This is a genomic window from Streptomyces sp. NPDC088812, from assembly GCF_044750285.1.
Classification (GTDB): Bacteria; Actinomycetota; Actinomycetes; order Streptomycetales; family Streptomycetaceae; genus Streptomyces.
Genome location: NZ_JBIVJP010000021.1, coordinates 52,270 through 72,544, shown reverse-complemented (window position 1 = coordinate 72,544; position 20,275 = coordinate 52,270). Strand labels below are relative to the sequence as shown.

General features: G+C 70.7%; 16 protein-coding genes and 1 pseudogene. 8 read left to right on the top strand and 9 right to left on the bottom strand.

Features of this window, described 5'->3' with window-relative positions; translation table 11 throughout:
* Positions 1 to 22: 22 nt before the first annotated feature.
* A pseudogene (locus ACIP67_RS31660) lies at positions 23 to 233 on the bottom strand (IS5/IS1182 family transposase); the annotation flags it as partial.
* 428 nt (positions 234 to 661) lie between these two features.
* Here ACIP67_RS31660 and ACIP67_RS31655 point away from each other — a divergent pair.
* The 4 genes from ACIP67_RS31655 (at position 662) to ACIP67_RS31640 (ending at position 5,334) form a co-directional block, all read left to right on the top strand.
* A complete protein-coding gene (locus ACIP67_RS31655; RefSeq protein ID WP_401696343.1) occupies positions 662 to 940 on the top strand; it encodes a hypothetical protein in 279 nt (92 codons plus the stop codon).
* Positions 933 to 2,252 carry a zeta toxin family protein gene (locus ACIP67_RS31650; protein ID WP_401696342.1) on the top strand — a complete coding sequence of 440 codons (1,320 nt, stop codon included), beginning with the start codon at positions 933 to 935 and terminating at the stop codon, positions 2,250 to 2,252. Before ACIP67_RS31655 ends, ACIP67_RS31650 begins: the two co-directional genes overlap by 8 nt.
* A 787-nt stretch (positions 2,253 to 3,039) precedes the next feature.
* On the top strand, positions 3,040 to 3,642 hold the full coding sequence (locus ACIP67_RS31645; protein ID WP_401696341.1) for a glyoxalase/bleomycin resistance/dioxygenase family protein: 603 nt from the start codon (positions 3,040 to 3,042) through the stop codon (positions 3,640 to 3,642).
* Between the two features lie 1,503 nt (positions 3,643 to 5,145).
* Positions 5,146 to 5,334 (top strand): DUF397 domain-containing protein, encoded by a 189-nt coding sequence (locus ACIP67_RS31640; RefSeq protein WP_401696340.1) that lies wholly within the window; start codon positions 5,146 to 5,148, stop codon positions 5,332 to 5,334.
* 120 nt (positions 5,335 to 5,454) lie between these two features.
* Here ACIP67_RS31640 and ACIP67_RS31635 read toward each other — a convergent pair whose 3' ends face one another.
* The 8 genes from ACIP67_RS31635 to ACIP67_RS31600 all read right to left on the bottom strand — a co-directional run bounded on the left by ACIP67_RS31635 (position 5,455) and on the right by ACIP67_RS31600 (position 13,775).
* Complete coding sequence (locus ACIP67_RS31635; protein ID WP_401696339.1) at positions 5,455 to 6,018, bottom strand: DUF4913 domain-containing protein; 564 nt, start codon at positions 6,016 to 6,018, stop codon at positions 5,455 to 5,457.
* On the bottom strand, positions 6,008 to 7,747 hold the full coding sequence (locus tag ACIP67_RS31630; RefSeq protein WP_401696338.1) for a type IV secretory system conjugative DNA transfer family protein: 1,740 nt from the start codon (positions 7,745 to 7,747) through the stop codon (positions 6,008 to 6,010). Before ACIP67_RS31630 ends, ACIP67_RS31635 begins: the two co-directional genes overlap by 11 nt.
* A complete protein-coding gene (locus tag ACIP67_RS31625; protein WP_401696337.1) occupies positions 7,747 to 9,345 on the bottom strand; it encodes an ATP-binding protein in 1,599 nt (532 codons plus the stop codon). Before ACIP67_RS31625 ends, ACIP67_RS31630 begins: the two co-directional genes overlap by 1 nt.
* Before the next feature lie 4 nt (positions 9,346 to 9,349).
* Positions 9,350 to 10,801, bottom strand: coding sequence for an SCO6880 family protein (locus ACIP67_RS31620; protein WP_401696336.1), 1,452 nt, complete (start codon positions 10,799 to 10,801; stop codon positions 9,350 to 9,352).
* A complete protein-coding gene (locus ACIP67_RS31615; protein ID WP_401696335.1) occupies positions 10,798 to 12,300 on the bottom strand; it encodes a hypothetical protein in 1,503 nt (500 codons plus the stop codon). Before ACIP67_RS31615 ends, ACIP67_RS31620 begins: the two co-directional genes overlap by 4 nt.
* Positions 12,297 to 13,034 (bottom strand): hypothetical protein, encoded by a 738-nt coding sequence (locus ACIP67_RS31610; protein WP_401696334.1) that lies wholly within the window; start codon positions 13,032 to 13,034, stop codon positions 12,297 to 12,299. Before ACIP67_RS31610 ends, ACIP67_RS31615 begins: the two co-directional genes overlap by 4 nt.
* 76 nt (positions 13,035 to 13,110) lie before the next feature.
* Positions 13,111 to 13,413, bottom strand: a complete 303-nt coding sequence (locus ACIP67_RS31605) for a hypothetical protein (RefSeq protein WP_401696333.1) — start codon at positions 13,411 to 13,413, stop codon at positions 13,111 to 13,113.
* Positions 13,410 to 13,775, bottom strand: coding sequence for a hypothetical protein (locus ACIP67_RS31600; RefSeq protein ID WP_401696332.1), 366 nt, complete (start codon positions 13,773 to 13,775; stop codon positions 13,410 to 13,412). Before ACIP67_RS31600 ends, ACIP67_RS31605 begins: the two co-directional genes overlap by 4 nt.
* Before the next feature lie 239 nt (positions 13,776 to 14,014).
* Between ACIP67_RS31600 and ACIP67_RS31595 the strand changes: the two genes are divergently transcribed.
* The 4 genes from ACIP67_RS31595 to ACIP67_RS31580 all read left to right on the top strand — a co-directional run bounded on the left by ACIP67_RS31595 (position 14,015) and on the right by ACIP67_RS31580 (position 20,249).
* Complete coding sequence (locus ACIP67_RS31595) at positions 14,015 to 14,470, top strand: helix-turn-helix transcriptional regulator (RefSeq protein WP_401696331.1); 456 nt, start codon at positions 14,015 to 14,017, stop codon at positions 14,468 to 14,470.
* Positions 14,467 to 15,519 carry an NlpC/P60 family protein gene (locus ACIP67_RS31590; protein ID WP_401696330.1) on the top strand — a complete coding sequence of 351 codons (1,053 nt, stop codon included), beginning with the start codon at positions 14,467 to 14,469 and terminating at the stop codon, positions 15,517 to 15,519. Before ACIP67_RS31595 ends, ACIP67_RS31590 begins: the two co-directional genes overlap by 4 nt.
* Before the next feature lie 627 nt (positions 15,520 to 16,146).
* Positions 16,147 to 18,999, top strand: coding sequence for a glycosyltransferase family 4 protein (locus tag ACIP67_RS31585; RefSeq protein ID WP_401696329.1), 2,853 nt, complete (start codon positions 16,147 to 16,149; stop codon positions 18,997 to 18,999).
* Between the two features lie 80 nt (positions 19,000 to 19,079).
* Complete coding sequence (locus ACIP67_RS31580) at positions 19,080 to 20,249, top strand: acyltransferase family protein (RefSeq protein ID WP_401696327.1); 1,170 nt, start codon at positions 19,080 to 19,082, stop codon at positions 20,247 to 20,249.
* Positions 20,250 to 20,275: the final 26 nt, after the last annotated feature.

Sequence of the window (20,275 nt, the reverse complement as noted above, 5' to 3'; positions counted from 1 at the left end):
GGCGACGGTGGGGCATCAGTCAGCCGTAGGGGCACTCCACGGTCCAGCGCTTGGGCAGCGGGGTGAATGCCCTGGTGTCGGGCGTGGGTCGGACGACTTCCATGTCAATGCCGAGGGTGGCGGCGTGCTCGGTGAGGTGCTGGCGACAGCCGCCGTCCACCCAGACTTTACGGATGGTGAGGTGCTGGGAAGCCACCTGCTCGATCGGGTTTCGTGCCGGCCGCGGAGTCCTGCTCGAATACGGACAACGTTGGACCATGACTCGGACGTGCCGCCGGTCACGGGTGCACGCGCATTCCGCCTCAGCCGTCACCCCATAGAGCACGTGAGCCACGTCAACCCCGCCAGCCCCAGCGGGACGACGACCCTGCCTTGAGGAACAGCGGAGAAAGCACGTCTCAAAGGAGAGAGCGACCTCTGAGTCCGACCGCGTGACGGCCGCCCGGACCACGTCCTGAGTGTCGGTGCGTTCACCGTGCCACAATGAGCCCCAACGCCCCAGGTGAGGAGGGCTCGCAAACCATAGGGTCGCGCATTTCACTGGCGGGAGCGACAACGCGAGCGCCGCCACCGGAGGACTCCGCGCGGTGCCGAGCCGAGAAACGCCACCCCACAGTGCACACGCATCGAAAGACTGCCGTTCCGCAATACAAGGAGATTGGTGTCCACGCCGCAGCACGAGCCCTCCGCCTACCACGATGTTCCGACCGCCATGGTCTTCGACGTCTTCGCCGAGACGGCGACGCGTCTGATCGGCCGCTACAACCACCTGTCCGAGACGGCCCTCACCAAGGACGAGCAGGACGCCTGGTGGGAGAAGGTCATACGCCTGCGCGACGCTAAGCGCGCCGTTCCGGCGCAGGACCGCGACCAACTCATCGCCCGCATTCAGGAGTGGGCCAAAGAGCTTGAACTCCTGGAGTCGGCCGACCGTGACTGACGCGAGCGACTACGCCCTCTCTCAGGACGAGTTGGAAGAGCTCTTCGAGCGCAAGGTACGCAGTTTCATCTTCGACGGCCACTTCCCGAGCACACAGCCGGCGCTCGTGCTGCTGGGAGGGCAGATGGCCGCGGGGAAGAGCCATGCAATGCAGGCCGCTCAGCAACGGCACCAAGCCGCGGGGCTCATCGCCCTCACAGTCGACGAGCTGCGCGTCTTCCATCCGCAGTACACGAAGCTGATGCGCGACGATCCTCTGTCCATGGTGGGGGCCACCACGCAGGCGGCCACCGCATGGAACGCGATGGCGTTCGAACACGCCAGGCAGCACGGGTACAGCCTGATCATCGAAGGCACGTTCAAGAACCCTATGGCAACGCTCGGCGACGCGGAGAGTTTCGCTGCGGCAGACTTCCAGGTCGAAATGGTGGCCCTGGCGGTGCGGGCCGAGCGGAGCCGCCTGGATGCGCTGTACCGGTTCTTACCGACTGCCGCCTCCCAACCGGGGCGTTGGGTCTGGCCGGAACGTCATCAGGAGTCCTATGCCGCGATACCGGGCACCGTGGCGGCCGGTGAGTCCAGTCCCTGGGTGCACCGCCTCAGGGTGACCAACCGGCTCGCTGAGGATCTGTACGTCAACGAGCGAGGTGCGGACGGGGCACTACTGCATGCAGCTGGCGGCGCCGAAGCCGTGCATGCAGAGCGGGCCCGTCCGTTCTCCAGCGATGAGGCGGACTCGTGGTTGTCGCGGTTCCACTCGGTGATGGTGAACTTCGCAGTGGGTGGCCAGGTCAACGCGACTACCCGGCCTGCGCTGGAACAGGTCCTCGCCGACAGCCGGACGGTGGTGGCCATGGCCGGAGAAGACGCGCGCATGGTGCACGCGGCCACGCTCCCGTTGCTGATGACGTTGACGCGGGAGCGTGTGGCCGGTGCCAGCAGCGCGCTCCCGCACACACTGCTGCCCTCGCGTGACCTACCAGCAACGCCGGGGACCTCCGTCGAGCTTGCGCGTCGTGAGGCGCTCAGTCCCCAGCGGCGCCGAGCGGAGGACGCGTTGCGCCAGGCGGTCACCGATGCCAGAGGAGAGGTGGCTGCCTCGGCTCAAGGAGATCGCGAGGGAGCAGGTCCATCGGATGGGCCTGCCTTCAGGTCGGGCTCACCTGTGTCCGCAGTCAAGGCGCGGGCCCGGTCGACCACCACGTCGGGCACGCCAGCAGGGAAATCGTCAGAGCGTGGGGAGCGGCCTTCGAAGCCCTCCTCACAGGCTGCTGGCCAGGAACAGCAGCGTCGGCGAGGAAGAGACCGCTAACCGTGCGACATCTCAAGCCAGCAAAGTCCCCGAACGCCGCCTCGCTCCCCCTGGCCGAGCGTCACTCTGACCACGAAGAGCTACGCGTCACTTCGCTACGTCGCCACCTGCAAGAGACCGACGCGACACCCGCCGAGCGCGCCGCAGTGTATGAGCGCAAAACCCCCTACTCGACCGGATTGCCGTGGAGGACGGGAACCCTGAAGCCGCCGCACAAGCCATCGACGTCCGAGCTCGCGCCGCCCGGCTGCGTGCGCAGGGCGCCGAGTAGCGGGCGGCCCTCGGGGCGACCGTGCACGACGGCGCCTCCACGACGTAGTGGACTTGGTGTGACCGCACCCGCCACCGGATGATGATCACTACACCGGCCACCGTCCGCCGACTCCTCACGGAGTAGGCGGTCGACGAGCCACCGACCACCATCCAGCTCGCGGCCGGGCCGGAACGTGACGCGGGGGTGGTCCTCACCCGGGCCGTCACCGCCGAGCGACGGCGGCGGGCGAGCTGGGACGCCGTGGGGGGGCGCCTTCGCGACCACCCGGCAGGCTGCCTGGCAACGGTTCCACCAAGTCGTCGGCAGACAGCAGTAGCAGGCGACCCCTTAGGCCTGGACCAGTGCCGAGTAGCGGGCCGCCATCAGGGCGCTGCGGCCGACCTTGATCAGCTTGCCCGGACCGCCACAACGAAAGACAGGCGGATCAGATCAAGCCCGCCCCGTACGACAGACCAGTCCCCGGCCTTCCTTACAGGAGCACCTGTAGGCTCGATGCCCCATAAGGAGATGCGCGTGATCACACCGACGCCCGCGCTGAAGAGCACCCTGCTCGTGATCTACTGCGAAGCCCTGGAAGAGTGCCACCGCTTCTATGCGGGACTGGGCCTGCCCTTCGTCCGGGAGCGCCACGGCAGCGGGCCCGAGCACTACGCCGCGGTACTCGACGACGGCCTGGTCATCGAGCTCTACCCGGCCACGAGCGAGCGCGTCACCTGCACGATTCGGCTCGGCTTCACCGTTGACGGAGCCGCGCTGGAACCTCCCCTTGCTCCTGGACGTCACCTCCGTAAAGATCCAGAAGGCCGAACGGTCGAACTTCACGTCAGCGCACCGGAAGTCACCATGAACGAACCATCAACCCAGGACATCCCAAACGCCGTCCATTCCGCCCTGGGCGCGGACGCCGACGTCTCCGTGCAGCCCTTCTCGTCGGGCGCCGTTGCGGTAACGATTCACCAGGGCGGGCGCACCGCCGTCATCGACGCCCACCCCCCACTCGAGTGGGCGGTGTCCGTCGATCCCGCGGACACCGAGGCGTTCAGCGGCCACGACCACGCCGCCGACTCGCTGGAGGACGCCCTCGACATCGTGCGTCGAGCCTGGGGCCTGGCGTAACTCTCCCTGCCTGAGCGTCTCACCATCGTCTACGACAGGCTCGCCGCCCTACCGGCTCCCAAAACGGCAAAGGAAGCGCTGGAGCAGCTCAGCACCACTCTCGATGAGGTAGAGGACGAGGACAGCGGGGTGGCCCGCGATCCGAACCCGGGTCTGAAGTTCGACGGACGGATGTATCCGCCCAGCTCCGACTTCATCGAGCGCACTCCGGACGGCGGTCTCGTGGCCACGACCCGGGGCAACATGATCTACGCGTCGCCGACGGAGCCTTGCGGATAACCAGCCGACGGAGCGGCAAGGAGGTCTACAGCCGCGCCGGCGGGGAAGCGGCTTCTCCCCCACTGTCCCGGAGAGCCGCTGCGGCCCGGTCCCGGAGCACCACCACCAAGCGGGGCCCCGGACCGGCAAGCGAGACCTCCTCGCCTCAAGCCGCGCCCCCGGCCCACCGCCATCAGCCCGAGCAGCACCGACGTGGCAAGGGACGGTAGAGCCGACGTGCCAGGCTCGCTGTGAAAGGCGTTCCGTGAACACCCGCAGCGCCCAGCAGGGGCGCAAGCCGACCCAGCGGCAGCCCCGAGGACGTGGAGCAGGGCCCGGCTTGCCGACATCGGCGGTCTGGGCCCTTGTGCTGCCGGTCGGCGCCTACCTCGTACCTGCCCAGGGCTCACTCTTCGTGGAGTCCCGGGGACCTGTGCGCACGCTGCGCCAAGACGACGACGGCTGCTGCCTGCGCGGCAGCCTCGGCTCCTTTGGGTGCACGCCTCATGAGCGGTCAGCGTGAGCGCCGTGTGTGACTGCTCCGGTTCTCCAGACGCTCTCCAGACGCCGGGGCCTGTGGTGAGGCAACGGAAGCGGAGGTGCCCGGCGCTGGTCGCCTTCTCGTGACGGACCGCAGCCTCGCCGCTTCGGAGACCCCAGCAGGACGACGAGTAGGTTCGCGGGCCGTGAGCATGGAGGCCGCCAGTTCGTCTACGCTGCGCAGCCGGTTCGCCCAGTCGTCTCCGCTGGTCGCTGCTGTTGCGGTGCGACGCCGGACGAAGTCGGCGGCGACCTCTTGGCTCCACGGGCGCAGTTGTGTTTCCTCCAGGGCGTATTCCGCCGGTCGCGGTGGCGCCCATGTACCGTCGGGCATGCGTTGCTTGCTGAAGGTGATTCCCTAGGCGGCCACGATGTGGATGGCATCGACGGTGCCGCGCCATTCGGCCTCGGTCAGGATGCTCGGGGTCTTAAGGCTGGCGGAAGTGGCGAAGTCTTTCCGCCTCGGCCTCGGTACCGCTCTCCCCGATGCGGCTGCTGTAGGCCGCAACGACTGCACCCAGCAGTGCGTGAGCTCGTTCGTAGGCGTCCATTTGCTCGCCACTCCATGGGGCCCCCGCCGGAGACCCGTTCGATGCCGAACTGGTGTTCATGGTCAGTCCCATCTCCCTCGTGTGCAGTTGATCCGGTTACCTGCGTCCTTGCCGAGTCATAGACTGCGGCAGCTTGCCATGGAAAGGAGCGCGTATGTTGCCGAACGATGGATGGCGCAAGAGCAGCCGGAGCAGCGAGACCAATTGCGCTTGCGTCGAAGTCGCCCGCCATGAGCGCGGTGTCCGCGTTCGTGATTCAAAGGACGTGTCGCACGCTTCGATTCCATTTGGACCGCAGGCGTGGACAGACTTCCTGGACGCGGCTGGCCACGCGGCGCGTTGATTCTCGCGGCGTAGCCCCTGTCGGTGAAGTCGCACCGTTCATGGGGAGAGACGCCGCGTCTCTGCCTTGAGATGGCAGGGCGGGTGAGCCGATTCGAGCCGGTCACTGCCCAGCCCCCCCTCAGCCGCCACCCTGCCGCCACGCGCTGGGCACGGTGCCAGGCAACCGGTGGTCGATCTGGTGCTCACCCTTCACGCATCCGGCGAACGGTCCGCCAGCGGCGCGCAGTTCGCGTATGCAGGGGTCGAGGTGGTCGCGGTGCCACACGGACGGTCCGGTGTAGCCGCAGGTGGCGGGGTCGGTCAGTTCCTGCCAGGCGAGCCAGCAGGCGTGGAGGCGGGCGACGGCGACGGGGTGCTCGAACCACCGGTGGCACCAGCGGGCGTCGGAGGAGGGTTCGGCGAGGTAACCGGTCACGAGGACGCCCTCGACCCACTCGATCAGGGCGCGCAGTTCGTCCTCGTACTCCGGCGAGTCGAGCAGGAGGACGAACGGGGGGAACTTCCACTCGTCCTCGTCGTTCCCCGCCTCCGGGGACGTGTCCTCGCCGGTCGGCGCCGCACCGCCGTCCGCGCCTCCGGTGAGCCGGGTGACCTCGGCGGTCAGGCGGGCGACCTGGGCCTTGAGGTCCTCGATGTCCTGGAAGAGTCCGACGGGTACCTCGAAGCTCGGTTCATCGGCCACGGCGGGCGGCCTCCTTCTCCTCGTGGGCGGCGACGGCCCGCTTGGTGATGGCGGCCTCCTCGGCCTTCATCTGGGGGCCGATGTGGGCCATCGACCGCTCCTCGTACCAGGGGCGCAGGGCGATCTGCGCGATGGGCATGCCGGTGGCCATCAGCAGGGCGGTGCCCTTGCGCATGGCGCGGATGTCGGCGGCGTCCATGACCTGCTCGCGCTGCTCGGAGACGGAGGTGGAGTGGCCGTCCTTGCTCTTGGAGTACGAGCCGCGGTGGACGAAGTGCGCGCCGACCAGGCTGGAGATGTCACCGGCGAACTTGGCGTCGTCGGCGCCGACGCCGATCAGCTTCTTCGTGGCGGCCGACCACATCGCGTCCATGCCGACCTCGCCCCACGCCTTCACGCCCTGGCGGTAGCTCTGCAGGATCACGAAGGGGGTGATCCCCCGCGACCCGAGGTGGCTGTAGAGGTCGGGCAGGTCCGCGATCTTGCAGATGTTGGCGGCCTCGTCGAGCACGGCGCGCATCGGCTCGGGCAGGCGGCCGCCGGCCCGCTCGCCGGCCTCGGCGGCCGCGGTGAACACGGAGTCGGCGAGGGCGGCGACGAGGGCACTGGTGGGGCCGCCCTTCTTCGACAGCAGGTAGAGGGTGTCCTTGCTGGTGGCGAAGGCCTCGGGCTCGAAGCGGGGGCGGCGTTCGTCCGGGGTGACCCAGGCCAGCACCTTCTCGTCGCGCAGGGCGGACATGGCGGTGCGGGCGTTCTGGTAGATCCCGGACTGGGTCTCCTCGGCGATGTTGACGGAGGAGTCGACCTGTTCGGCGAGGACGGGTTCGTTGGCGTAGAGGATCCGCAGCGGCGCCTTCTCCCAGGGGTCGGCCAGCCACTTCATGACGTCGCGGACGGTGCCGCCGTCCCACCACGCGGCGCGGAACAGGCCGACCAGCAGGTCCTGGGCGGACTGGGACCAGAACGGGTCGGCCTGCTCCGAGCTGATCTGGGCGACGAAGTGGGAGGCGAGGCGCTCGGCGCTCTCCAGGGTCTCGGCCTGAGCGATCACGTCCCACCACATGGTCCGCTCTGCCTGGGCGACGCCCTGGGTGTCGAAGACCCAGGTGGTGCCGACGCGGGAGCGGGAGGCGAGGGTGGCGGCGTAGACGTCGGCTTTGTTGGACGTCATCAGCAGGGCGCCCGGGGCCTCCTCAGCCACTGGGATCGCCAGGGACGTCGACTTGCCGGCGCGGGGCGCCATGATGGCGACGTAGGTGTCCTCGTCGTTGCCGCGCAGTTCGACCCCGGACGGCAGGTGGTCGCCGAGCAGCACGCCCCGGTCGGCCGGGGCGACGTCCTTGGGCTTGACGTCCTTGAGGGAGGCGCGCAGCTGGGTGGCCTTGCGCGCCGCGTGCGTGGGGGTGAGCTCGCGCATCTGGTGCAGGGTCGCGAGGTGGGAGGGGTTGCGGAACCAGCGGAACGCCCAGCGCAGCCCCCACGCCACCAGGGCGATGACCACGGCGTCCAAGGCGACGGCGCCGATCGCGGAGGCGGTCCGGGAGTGCGGCCACACCCCGGCCCAGTCGGTGGCCATCCGGTAGACGGTCAGCACGTCGGCGGGCGCGGCGTCCGCGCCGGTGAGGACGGCGCCGGCCGCCGCCCCGGCCCAGGTGGCCGCGGACAGCACGACGGCACTGCCGAAGAGGATGCCGCCGGCCGCCCATGCGCGGTCGTTCTCCGTCATCATCAGCGCGCCACCCCCGTGGTCGTCGTCGCCCTGCGGCGGTTGTTGTCCGTGCGGTACAGCCGCTGCTCGGTCGCGGTGAGTTCCAGGGCCGCGGCGATACCCGGCCGGGTGCCGAGCTTGATCAGGTACTTGCCGCGGCCGGGGTGGCGCACCGTCTCCTCCTCGGCGGGCCGGGCGTCGTCCTCGTCGTAGGTGGTGGGGTCGATGTCCAGGCCGGTGGAGGTCGCCGACGCCCACGAGCTGACCATCATGACCTCCTGCTCGGTCAGCATCCGCTTGCCCGTGACGCGCCCGAGTTCCTCGGTCGTGGAGGCGCCCAGCACCCAGGTGTCGCAGCGGTCCATCAGGCCGCGGGCCTTGGCCCGGTCCATCTCGGTGGGCAGTGCCTCGACGTCGAGCAGCGAGTGCGTGACGTAGATCGTCACGTCGTCGGTGGTGCGGTTGAGGCGGGAGATCGCGTCCATCGCGTCGACCAGTCCGGGGCCGGAGCGCAGCGCCCGCCACATCTCGTCCATCGGCAGGACCAGCTTGCGGTCCAGCAGTCCGATGGAGCGGGCGGAGTCGATGGAGGAGTAGGTGTACGCCCAGGTCGCGATCATCCCGGCGGAGACGACGTCGTTGCCGCGCGCCCTGAGGGCGGAGATGTCCACGGAGACGGCGGGTGCGTTGATGTCCAGCGGTGTGGTCGTCGCGCCGTCGAAGAGGCCCTTGAGCGGACCCCCGATCAGGTTGTCCAGCCCGGCGACGACCGAGCGGGTCAGGTCCTGGTACCGCGTCCCGTCCGCGGCGAGCTTGCTGCGCAGCTCCTCCGGGGCGGAGCGCAGGACGGCGGTGACGTCCGCGACGACGGGATCGCTGCCGGAGGGCTGGGCGGCGGAGGCGACCTGGACGGCGGTGTCGAGTGCGCTGCGCTCGATCTCGTCCGGGCTGCGGCCCAGCCCGTGCTTGGTGGACAGCAGCGCGACCAGAGTTTCGAGCCTGCGGCCGTTGAGGACGTCCAGCAGTGCCTCGCGCCGGTCGGCGGGCAGGGACTGCACGCGGCCCTTGAGCGGGCCGGAGTCGAGCGGGTTGATGCGGCCGATGCCGTCGCCGATCCGGACGACGGAGCCGCCGAGTTCGGAGATCAGGCTGCTGTACTCGCCCTTGACGTCGCCGGGGACGCACACCATGTGCCCGTAGGCGGAGTAGACCAGGCAGATCCGTTTGACCAGCGCGGACTTGCCCGCGCCGGGCTGCGACATCACCCACACGCCAGGGTTGGTGGTGAGCCGTCCGGTCCAGCCGGAGGGGTCGATGCACACCAGCTCGCCGGTCAGCACGTCGCGGCCGACCGGCACGCCGCGCGGCGGCAGGCCGGAGCCGAGCAGGAACGGGTAGATGCCGCCGGCCTGGCTGGTGGGGCCGGTGTAGACGGTGCCGGTGTCCTCCACCGGCACGCGGCCGCCGAACGCACCTCCCCACCCGAGACGAGGCGCGAACCGGGCACGCAGCTTCCTCTCCGCGCGGCGTTCCTCACGGCTCGGAGCTGCTTGCTCGACCGGCCGGGTCATCCGCCTGGGGGTGGTCACCGCCGGCGGGCGGGGTTTGCGTGGTGCCATGGGGTCAGTCCTTCACCAGCGGGTGGTAGCCGAGCGGCAGTCCGGCCGCGAAGACCGCGGCCTGCGCGCCATAGGCGGGCCGCATGCGGATGCCGCGCGTGGCCTTGACCGCGCGTTCCAGTTCCTGGCGGGCCGCGGGCAGGTCGGCGGTGCTGCGGGCGGTCACGGTGACCATAAGCGTCCAGTCGCAGACCTGGGAGCCCCCGGCGACCTGGGCGGCGGCCTGCTCGGCGCGCTGGGCGTCGGCCTTCTGCGACCACTTCGCACGGCCCTTGACCTCGGCGGTGGCCTGCGCCCGGTTGTAGGCGTGGGAGATCTCCCGCTCCAGCACCGCCTCCCCCTCATGCGGGTCCAAGACCCGGTAGGCGAGGGTGATGCGCCGCTGGAAGCGGCCCGGCGCGAGCAGGGGCAGCAGCACGCTGTAGGAGATGGGGCGGCGCGGCATCTCCCGCAGCACCCAGGAGACGGAGACGCCGCCGTCGTGGGCGTACTCCTCCCAGCCGTCGTCGGCGGCCTGGGGCCCGCACTCCGACCAGGACAGCTCCTCGAACTCCTTGTCGCGGGCGTTGAAGACGTCCGGGTCGTAGGCGGACCGGACCAGGCGGCGTAGGTCGATGTCGGTGGCGCGGCGTTCGATGTCGGTGCCCGTGCCGGACAGGTCCAGCCCGTCCACCACGCGCAGGGCCTCGGCGACCTGGTCGGCGAGTTCGGTCGGCGCGTTGGCGGAGGCGGTGGGGTCGACGATGACGCTCATCCACGGCGCCACGCTGGCGGTGGCGTGCGGGGTGGTGCGGACCAGTTCGTCGATGATCTGCGTGGCCAGCCGCGGGGCGCGCGGGTCCTTGCGGGCTTTCACGTCGTCGCCCAGAGCCTCCCCCGCACCGGGGGTGATCTGGATGGTGACGCTCGCGCCCCTGACGTGGTCGTCGGTGGACATGGCGTCCAGCACGCTCGACCAGGTCCGCAGACTGCTCTGCACGGCGCCGGTCGGCGCCATCAGGCTGCCGCCGGGCGCCAGCAGCGTCGTGACGGTCATACGGCCCGAGCCGCGGTCGTGGACGACGCCAACGTGCCTGCCGGTGGTGGGGTCGTAGGCCTTGATCAGGGTGGAACTGGCCCCCACCCCCGGCAGATCCAACGCGTACGGGTAGGGCAGCAGCACCCTCCGGTAGGCGGTCGCGTCCACCCGGGCGGCCCGCTTCCACGACAGGCGGGCCCAGCAGTAGGCCAGCGCGGACATGCCGTGCCGGCGGGCGGCCGCCGCGACGATGCCCAGGAACGTGACCGGAAGGGTGACGAGGAGGGTGCCCGGCGCCTGCGAGCCGACGATGCCCTCGGCGACCAGGACCCCCGCGGCCACCATCGTGGCCGTCTTCGACAGACCGCCGAACCCGAAGGACTGCCGGGTCCGGAAACCGTCGACCATCAGTGTCCGCGGCACCTCATGGCTGGTCACTGCGTGTTGCCCCCGTTCGCGATCTCATTGCTCGCCCCCTGGAGGGCGTTGTTCACCCCGTCGAAGATCTGAATGGCGATACCGGCCGCGCCGGCCGCCGCCGTACCGCCGGTGCTCGCGGTCGAGCCGGGCGCTCCGGCCGTCTGGACGCCGGGGGCTCCGGTCTTCGCGGTGTCCGCTCCGATGCCGGCCGTGGCGCCGTCGGCCGGAGCACCCTGAGCGGGAACCCGGCCCGCCTCGTTCCGTGCGGCCTGCGTCTGGGCGTCGCGCCCGGCCTCCCCCTCGCCGCCGGTGCCGCCGCTGCCCTGACGGCCCATGCTCTGCTCGACGTACTTGGCGCGGTCCATCGGAGTGGGAAGCTGCGCTCCGGCGCCGCCGTCCTTGCCGTCCTTGCCGCCAAGGCCCCCGAAGTAGTCCGCGGCACTGCCCAGCGCGCCGCCGATGCCCCCGGTGGCCAGGCCCGACCCGAGGGCCGCGCCGAACGGAGCGAAGAGCTTCGTCAGCGGGCCCGGCGCGAGGATCGCCAGGACGAACGTGGCGCAGCCGCGCAGCCAATCCGCGAGCGTGTGCGAGTCGTTGCCGAGCTCGCTGAAGCCCACGCAGATGATCACCGCAAGAATCGGCTTGTAGGCGATGACCACGAGGATCGACGTGATCAGGCGGGGCGCCCACTGCCGGGTGGCGTCGCCGCCGACCCGACCGCCCGCGGCCACGGGCAGCAGCAGACACTGGATCGGGATCGCGGCCTGCCGCAGGAAGACCATGACCAGCTGGATGAACCCGATCAGCAGCAGGACCACGACGACGCACAGCATGGTGACCGGGTTGTGGACCGCTGCCGTCGCGGGCACCATGATCCCCACGATCGTCTCGTAGGCATCGCCGTCCTTGCTGAAGGTCGCGTCGACCAGCCCGGCGGTCAGGGCGTCCCCCGCGGACAGCAGGACCGCGATCAGGCTGACGCCCACCGCGGACAGCAGGACGTTCTCCACCCAGCCCAGCGCGGCCCGTCCCAGGTGTTTGGCCTGGCCGGTGACAGCCATCTTGCCGATCTGCCACATCGCGCCGGCAGTGGCGACGACCAGCCCGAACCAGGTCAGAATGCCTGCCAGAGTGGCGTCCTCGCCGAACAGGCCGGTGCCCGCCAGATCCAGCGACGGGCCCATCAGGGAGACGGTGAACACCTTCCTGATGACCCACTTCGTCACGTCGGCACCCGAGGTAATCACGTCACCGAGAACGGAGTCCCAGACCGCGTCCCAGGCCTCGTTGGCCTTCTCTTGGGCCTCTTCACCGACCTTCTCGCACATGTCGTAGACGCCGCCGCCCGTGACGAGGTTGCCGATCAGTCCCGGTGCCGTGGTGGTGGCGCCGACATCGCACATGCCCTCCACGACGTCGCTGATCGGCCCGTCGTCAGCCGCCGTCGGCTGCGCCGCTGCCATCCCCAGCCCGAGCATGGCGACCAGAGCCAGCAGCACCGCCGCCAGACGTCTCACGACGCCTCCCTGATGGCGGTCCAGCCGTACTCGTTGAACTTCTCATCTCCCGGCACGGCCATCCCCGGCTTGTCCGAGCCCACTTGCTGCGAGGCTTGGACGCTTGCCTGTGTCGACAGCTTCCAGTCCTCTGTCTCCCAGCGGGCGGCCATCAGCACGCGGATGTACTCGGCGGTTTCCTTCTCCAGCTCGCCCTTCTTCGTGACGACCTTCGCCAGCATCCATGTGCTGACCTCGTCGTCGGCCGCCTGGATGACCTTGAAGCCGATCACAGTGGTGCGCACGTACGAGCCGGAAGGCAGCTCACTGTCCGCAGACACCCCCATCTGCTGGTGCAACTTCTTGTCGGTCTCCTGCGCACCCTTCTCGATCTTCTCGACGTTTTCGTCGCTCCGATCGTCGGCGCTCATGTACGAGCGGTAGAGGCGCATCTGCACATCGACCGTGCTGTGCCCGGGCTCCACGCTGCCGTTGGTAGAGGTCACCAGAAGCGACACCGCACCTTCGGTGGTGTGCGGGAAGCCAACCTCGCTGCCGTACGTGTCGGTGCGCTCGCCTTGCGGAAGCGCCACCCACCGCTCCGGCTCCGTCCAGTCCCCCGGCTCGGTGTAGTCCGGGACCGGGCTCGCCGTGGCGGAATTGGACGCGCTCGCCGTCGCCCCGCCCTTGCCCGCCGCGTCCGATCCGCCGTCGTCGCTACCGCCGAGCACCACGTACCCGGTCAGGGCGAGCACTGCCGCGAGCGCGGCGCCGGCCAGCCAGGTGGCCGGGGTGTTCCAGGTTCCCCTCGTCCGTGACACAGTCCGCCGCCTAGCCCGCGATGCCGTTGAGGATCGTGATCAGAGACCCCGACAGCAGGATGGCCGCCACTCCGGCACCCATCCACTTGAACGGTTCGCTGCCGCCGCCGTTCCGGGACTTGTCCGACACGGCCAGCTTGTAGACGCCGAAGCCGGTGCCGCCGGCGCCCGCCAGCATCAGCAGCCACAACCCGTAGTCGAACAGGTCGCCGACGGTGTCATCCAGTCCCTCGATCTGCTTCGGCTTGCTCCCGGGGATCAGGTCCCCGTCGGCCGCAAGGTTGATCAGCTGCATGGCCGCGTGCATGGTCATCGTCCTTCCATCTGCCGCCGCAGCCTCTCGGCGGCGGCCTGTACGTGCTTGTCCTGGAGGGCCTCGTCGGCCGACTCGACCGTGCGGAGCACCGGCAGGTACGGCACGGTCGCGGTCCCGGCCAGGCGGGAGCGCAGTGCCCGGAAGCGGTAGCGCGCGGCGGGTACGGGCCGGGCGGGGGCGTCGGAGATCAGCACCAGCCAGGGGCGGGGCAGTGCGGTGCTCCAGGTGCGGACCATGTGCTCGACGCACACCGCGCCGTACACGGTGGTCTCCGCCAGCAGCACCGGCAGCGCCCCGTACGGGACGGACTCCCCCGGGTGCAGCAGGCGGGCCTGCCCGCCGCCCTCAGAGTCGAGCATCCGGGCCGCCGTGGCACCCGCAATTCCGTAGCCGTGCACGGAAATCAAGGCGAACCGGAGGTCAACAGACGGCCGACCTTCGGTGATTGAGGTCACCGGGTGGGTGGACATGCCTCAACTCCCCCGTGGCACATTTGCGTTCGCCCATATTGATCTTGGGCTTCTGAGAGTACAGAGGCTAGCGTGACCCGCTGACAGTGCTGGGTAGCGTTTTTTACGTCGGGGGAGGTCAGGGGGCGTTGTCGCTGTTCAACGGTCAGCGGGCACGGGCGTTACGCCTGGAAGCCGGGGTCGACGTCGAAGACCTGGCGGCTGCCGCGGGCATCAGCGCCAACACCGTACGGTCGGCCGAAAAGGGCTCTCACCAGCCACAACCTCGGGTCGCGCGTGCTCTGGCCCGCACCCTTGGGGTACCGCTTGAGGATCTCTTCCATCGTGGTCCGGGTCTGACGCTGCGTGAGACACGCCGCCGGATGGGGCTCACACAGGAGCAGATGGCGGCGCGTATCGGTGTGGTGCGGCAGGCGGTTTCACAGGTTGAGCGGGGCGTTTCCGGGGTGAGCGACCCGGTTTCCTGGGCCGCCGGCTACGGGCTCACGCTCGCGCAGTGGCGGCAGGCCCACGCAGCCGCCCGTGACCTCGTCCGGCAGAAGGTCGCCGAACGGATGCGCACGACTCGGGGGACACACGCGTGAAGGTGCTCATCAGAGCCGCCGCCGCGGTCATAGGCCTGTTCCTGCTGGCCGTCACCGGCCTGGTGGCCGCGGTGCTCGTCGACGAGGACGCGGCGGCCGACGAACTCTCGGACGGCGGCGGTGGCCTCCAGGGCGTGCCCGCCGAGTTCCGGCCGTGGATCCTGAAGGCCTCCGAGGAGTGCTCGGAGTCGGAGCTGACCCCGGCCCTGCTGGCCGCGCAGCTCTACCAGGAGAGCAAGTTCCAGACCAGCCGCGAGGCGGCCACCTCCGACGCCGGCGCGCAGGGCCCGGCCCAGTTCATGCCCAGCACCTGGGCGACCTGGGGCCGTGACGCCGACGGCAACGGCGAGGCGAGTCCCTGGGACATCGGCGACGCCGTCATGGCGCAGGGCCGCATGATGTGCTCCCTGCTCAAGCAGGCCAAGTCCTCCGGGTACTCCGGTGACGTCCGCGCGCTCGCCCTGGCCGGCTACAACGCGGGCTGGGGAGCCGTCGAAGACGCACGGGGCATCCCCCCGTACGCGGAGACCCAGAACTACGTGAAGATCATCTTGTCAACGATGGTGAAGTTCCAGGGGGCAGGCCTGTACGAGGTGTCCGGCTCCGGCGACGGCGCCGACGCCGTCCGGCGGGCCGTCGCCCGCCTCGGCACCCCCTACGCGTGGGGCGGCGGCTCCCCCTCGGGCCCGACCACCGGCTTCTGCGACGGCGTCAACGGCTACCTCAACGGCACGTGCTCCGCCTCCTCCACGGTCGGCTTCGACTGCTCCTCGCTCGTGCAGTATTCCTACTGGCCCTCCCTGCACCTGCCGCGCACCGCGGCCGCCCAGTACGGCGCCACCTCCGACCACGCCGTCTCCCGCAACGACCTGAAGGTCGGCGACCTGCTGTTCTGGTCGAACGGCGGCTCCAGCGGGATCTACCACGTCGCCATGTACGCGGGCGACGGCAACGTCATCCACGCCCCACGCACCGGCAAGAACGTCGAGATCGCCTCCCTGACGTCCGCCATGCCGGAGTCCGACTACTACGGTGCCACCCGCCCCTGACCCGTCGCGGGTCCCGGAACGAGGCCACGGTACCCAGGTGATCCGTCGTCACCATGGCGGCCGTTCGGGGCACGGTTCTCTGGGAGCGCCACGATCACGCCCACCCTTAGCCGGAGAGGGCCGCCCACGCGGGAGGCCCCCTCCTCGTCCACGACGGCTTCGCGGCTACCGGGTCCTGCCGTGCGTCGGTGCGGGACCGCTCTCCCGTCGGTGCGGGGCGTCTCCGGCCTCCACGAGTGCCGCACCCCGCACCGCCCGCCGCCCGGCGGGGCGCACGGTCGTCGATGTCGCCCGCGCCGCCGCGGTACTGACCTCCCCGGGCGCGGCCGCCGTGTCGCCGAGCGACCGGCACAGCGCGCCTCAGGCCCGCTCGGCCGCCGTCGGCCGTGCGGACAGACCGAGGCGGTCCGCGTGGACGCAGGGCCAGGCCGGGCCCGGACGCACAGCGCTCGCAGACTGTTCACCGGGCGTTCCCTCGGGATTCCCCATTACGGGAAACCTGATCGTATTTCATGCACGAAAGAAGGTATGCCTGGTCCTCCGTCACCGAGGCCGGTACTCGTGGTGGCTACCGCGTTCTGAGCGCCTTCCCCGCCGCCCAAGATTTCGGAGTGGACTGGTACATCGATGCGCATCGCTGTGTTTGTCGAGAACCGCAACGGCGTCAACCTCGCGTCGGAGATCATGCGCGCCGAGGGCGCCGACGCCCATTCGTTCCACCTGGTCACCGCGGACCGGGACGGAAACGTCGCCGGATGGATCGCGGAGGAGGCGGCGGCCCGTTTCGACGGCCTCACGGCACGCAATCTCTTCACCGTCGACGAGGCGCTGAGCGACGCCGAGTTCCTGGAGGAACTGGGCCACCGCATACGCGCCTTCGCCGAGGAGGAGGGCATCGACCGGCTGGTGTTCTTCAACGACCAGTCGCAGCGCGGACGCCGGGTGGCCGGGACGCTGGGCCGCTCCCTCCCGCTGGTCCTCGTCCAGGACGGCCATCTCGACTTCCACTTCAAGCGGACCGACGCCGGGCTGCACGACCAGAACTGGTACTACGGCTCCTCCGGCCCGGCCGCCGTCTGCGTCTGGGGCCCGGCCACCGCCCACCACCTGCTGTTCCGCTCCGCGGACGCCGACGCGCCGGTCCACATCACCGGCGCCCTCGGGCACAGCGACGACCCCGCCCTGCTGCGGGCGGCCCGCTCCACCACCCACCGGCACGCCAAGGACCCCGGTGAGCCGCTGCGCATCGTGGTCCTCGACCAGCCGCTGGGTGACCAGCGCAAGCTCTCCCGGAACCAGCACCGCGAGCAGCTCACCGAACTGTGCGCCGCGCTCACCGAGTTCGGCCAGGTGGAGATCAAGCCGCATCCGTCCACGCTCGACGGCCACCTCACCTGGCTGCGCACCCTGCCCGACGTGACGGTCCTGGACGAGAAGGCACTGCTGGACGCCGACGCCCTCGACGGGTACGACCTGGCGGTCACCTTCTTCTCGACGACGTATCTCCAGACGCTGCGGGCGGGCACCCCGCTGGTCCTGTTCAGCCCGCCCCCGCTGAACATCGTCTTCCCCACGGTCAACCACCCGCTGCTGCGCAACGTGGGCACCGTCGGAGAGCTCGTCGACGTGGTCGCCGACCTCCAACGCTCGGGCAAGTTCGCGGCCAACGTGCACGGCGAGCCCGTCGAGCACTTCATCGCCTTCCAGGACGACGTGGCCGAACGCGTCCTGCGCCTGGTCGAGCGGGCCGTCGTACCCGCCGAGCGGCCCGCCCCGCGCTGGACGGCGGGCGAGGACGACGGGCACGCCGGCCTGTCGCGGGCCGAACGGGCGCTGCGCGCCGTCCAGGGGCGGATGGACCGGCCGCGTTCGCTGGCGGTGCTGGGCCTCGGCTTCTCGTACGTCACGGGCGTGGCGATCCCCGTCCTCACCTACACCCAGGCGCTGCTCGCGCAGAGCCCGGTGGACGTCCGCTACTTCGACCTCGGCGCCTACAGCCGCGCCGAGGACGTCATGGCGGACCTGGAGGGCGCCGAGGTGGTCCTGGTCAACAGCCTGGCCCCGTTCTGGCGTTCGCCGCTGGCCAACGAGCTGGTCCAGGCGCTGCGGGACGCCGGGAAGTCCGTGGTGCTGTACGCCCACGAGACCGAGTACGTCATGAACTTCGAGGGCGGGCAGCACACCCTGCGGCACCAGGAGATGCTGACCCTGCTGCCCAAGCTGAAGGTGCTGTGCGTCTCCACCGCGCAGGCCGACATGTTCCGCCAGCTGGGCGTGAGCGACCCGGTCGTGGTCTACAACACGGTCCCCCGCGACACCCACCGCGCCCGCGCGCGGCGCACGCCCGGGGAGCGGCCGCGGGTCGTGATGGTCGGTTCCATGCAGGACCGCAAGGGCCTCGACCTGTTCTCGCGGGTCGCCGAACTGGCCTACGCGCAGGGCCTGCCGTGGCGCTTCGCGTGGATCGGGCACAAGACGTGGCGGATCAACGCCGCCACGCTGCTGTCGGACCGCGTCGAGTGGATGGGAGCGCTCTCCCGGGACCGGGTGCGGGAGGAACTCGCCGCCTCGGACGTCTTCTTCCTGTCCAGCGTCGACGACCCCATGCCGCTGTCGGTGGTGGAGGCGGTGCAGCAGCGGCTGCGGACCGTCACCTACCACCGGGTGGGCTCCCGGGAGGTCCTGGAGGGCGTTCCCGGCTACCGCTCCTTCGCCGAGTACACGCCCGAGGCGGCGCTCGACGCGCTGCGCCGGGTGCTGGACGAGGCCGTGTCGGAGACGGAGTACCAGGACGTCGAGGAGCTGTTCGACATTCCCGCGTTCACCGCCCGGATGACGACGGCGCTGGGGCTGCCCGGACCGGGCGAGTCCCGGCGGCGCCCCGTCGCCGACGGCAGGTCCCCCGTAGCCGCCGGCGGGTCCCCCGTAGCAGGTGGCGGGGCGCCGGGGGCGTCCGGGACCGGCGCGGGGACAACGGCGGACGGCGTGTCGGAGGGCGGCGAGGGGACGGCCCACGGCGTGTCGGAGGGCGGCGAGAGGACGGCCCACGGCGTGTCGGAGGGCGGCGACGGGACCGGTGACGGCCTGCCGGACGGCGCGGAGTCGCCGAACGCGCGGTTCGCCGCGGTGCTCGCCCGGCACGGCAAGTACCTCACCGAGGACTTCACCCGTCACTTCGAGGCGGGCAAGCACGACGACGCCCTGCGGGTGGGCACCGAGATCCTGCGCCGCCGGCAGCCGGTGGACGTCCTGATCGGCATGGCCGAGATCCGGGCCCGGCGCGGCGAGGCCAAGGAGGCCTGCCGGCTGCTCTCCGCGGCCGCGATCGCGGGCGGCGAGCGGGCCCGGGTGTGGACGGAGGTCGCGCGGGTGGCGAACCTGCTCGGCACGCGGGGCCGGTCCATCCGGCAGCTCGCGCGCCGGGAGGCGGTGCGCGTCCAGCTCGGCAACCGCTCGGCCCGGCTGCTGAAGTCGGACTGAGGCACGCGCACGGCCCGGCCCCCCGGGAGTCCGGGGCGGGCGGGAGAGACGAACCCACGGCGCACTGCGAGGGATACAGCGTGACGGAAACGGTCGTGAGCACCTCGGCATCACGGTCCGGCGCGGCGCCGGCGGCCCCGGAGCCGGACGTTCCGGCCCCGGCCCCGCACCCGTCCGCGCCGGCTCCGGGGCGGCGGGAGGGCAGGCTCCGGGCCCTGGACGGGCTGCGGCTGGTCGCCGCGCTGATGGTGGCGGTGTACCACTACGCCGGACGCGGCGGTGACGTCACCCAGGCCTGGGGCACCTCGCCGAAGCTCCAGTTCCCGACGCTGAGCGCGTTCGCCGCCTACGGCTGTCTCGGCGTCCAGATCTTCTTCGTGATCAGCGGGTTCGTGATCTGCATGAGCGGCTGGGGCCGTTCGCCGCGGTCGTTCTTCGCCTCCCGCGCGTCCCGGCTGCTGCCCGCGTACTGGGTGGCCGTCGTCCTGGTGACGGCGGTGTTCGCGCTGCCGGCGGTCGTGTACGAGGCCGTGTCGCCGAGCGACGCGCTGGTGAACCTGACCCTGCTCCAGCAGCCGCTGGGCGCGGACCGGGTGCTGGGCGTGTGCTGGACGCTGTGGGTGGAGATCCGCTTCTACGCGCTGTTCGCGCTGTGCGTCGTGCTGCCGGGCGCGAACCGGCGGCGGGTCGTGCTGTTCTGCGCGGTGTGGACCCTGGCGGCGGTCGTCGCGGAGGCGGCGCACGAGCCGCTGCTCGACCTGGTGCTGATGCCGGAGTACGCGCCGTACTTCATCGGCGGCATCGGCCTCTACCTGGTCCACCGCGACCGGCGGGACGCCCTCGCCTGGGGCATCGTCGCCGTCGGCTTCCTGATCGGGCAGCACTACGCGGTGGACTCGCTGTGGAACGCCTCCGACCCGGACGCCTTCGCCCACCGCACCACGTTCGGCATCGTCGGCGTGGTCGCCTTCGGCTTCGCGGCGGTCGCGGCGATCGCGCTCGGCCTGCTGAACCGGGTGAACTGGCGCCGGCTGACGGTGGCCGGGGCGCTGACGTACCCGTTCTACCTGGTCCACGAGCACCTGGGGTGGGTGGTGATCCGCGTGCTGCACCGCGGCCTGCACCTGCCGTCGTCGGCCGCCTTCGCCCTGACGCTCGCCTCGATGCTGCTGCTGGCCTGGCTGCTGAACCGGTTCGTGGAGAAGCCGCTGACGCCCCGGCTGCGGGCGGCGCTGTCGCGGGTGCGGTGAGGGAGAGACTCCTACGGAAACTCCTA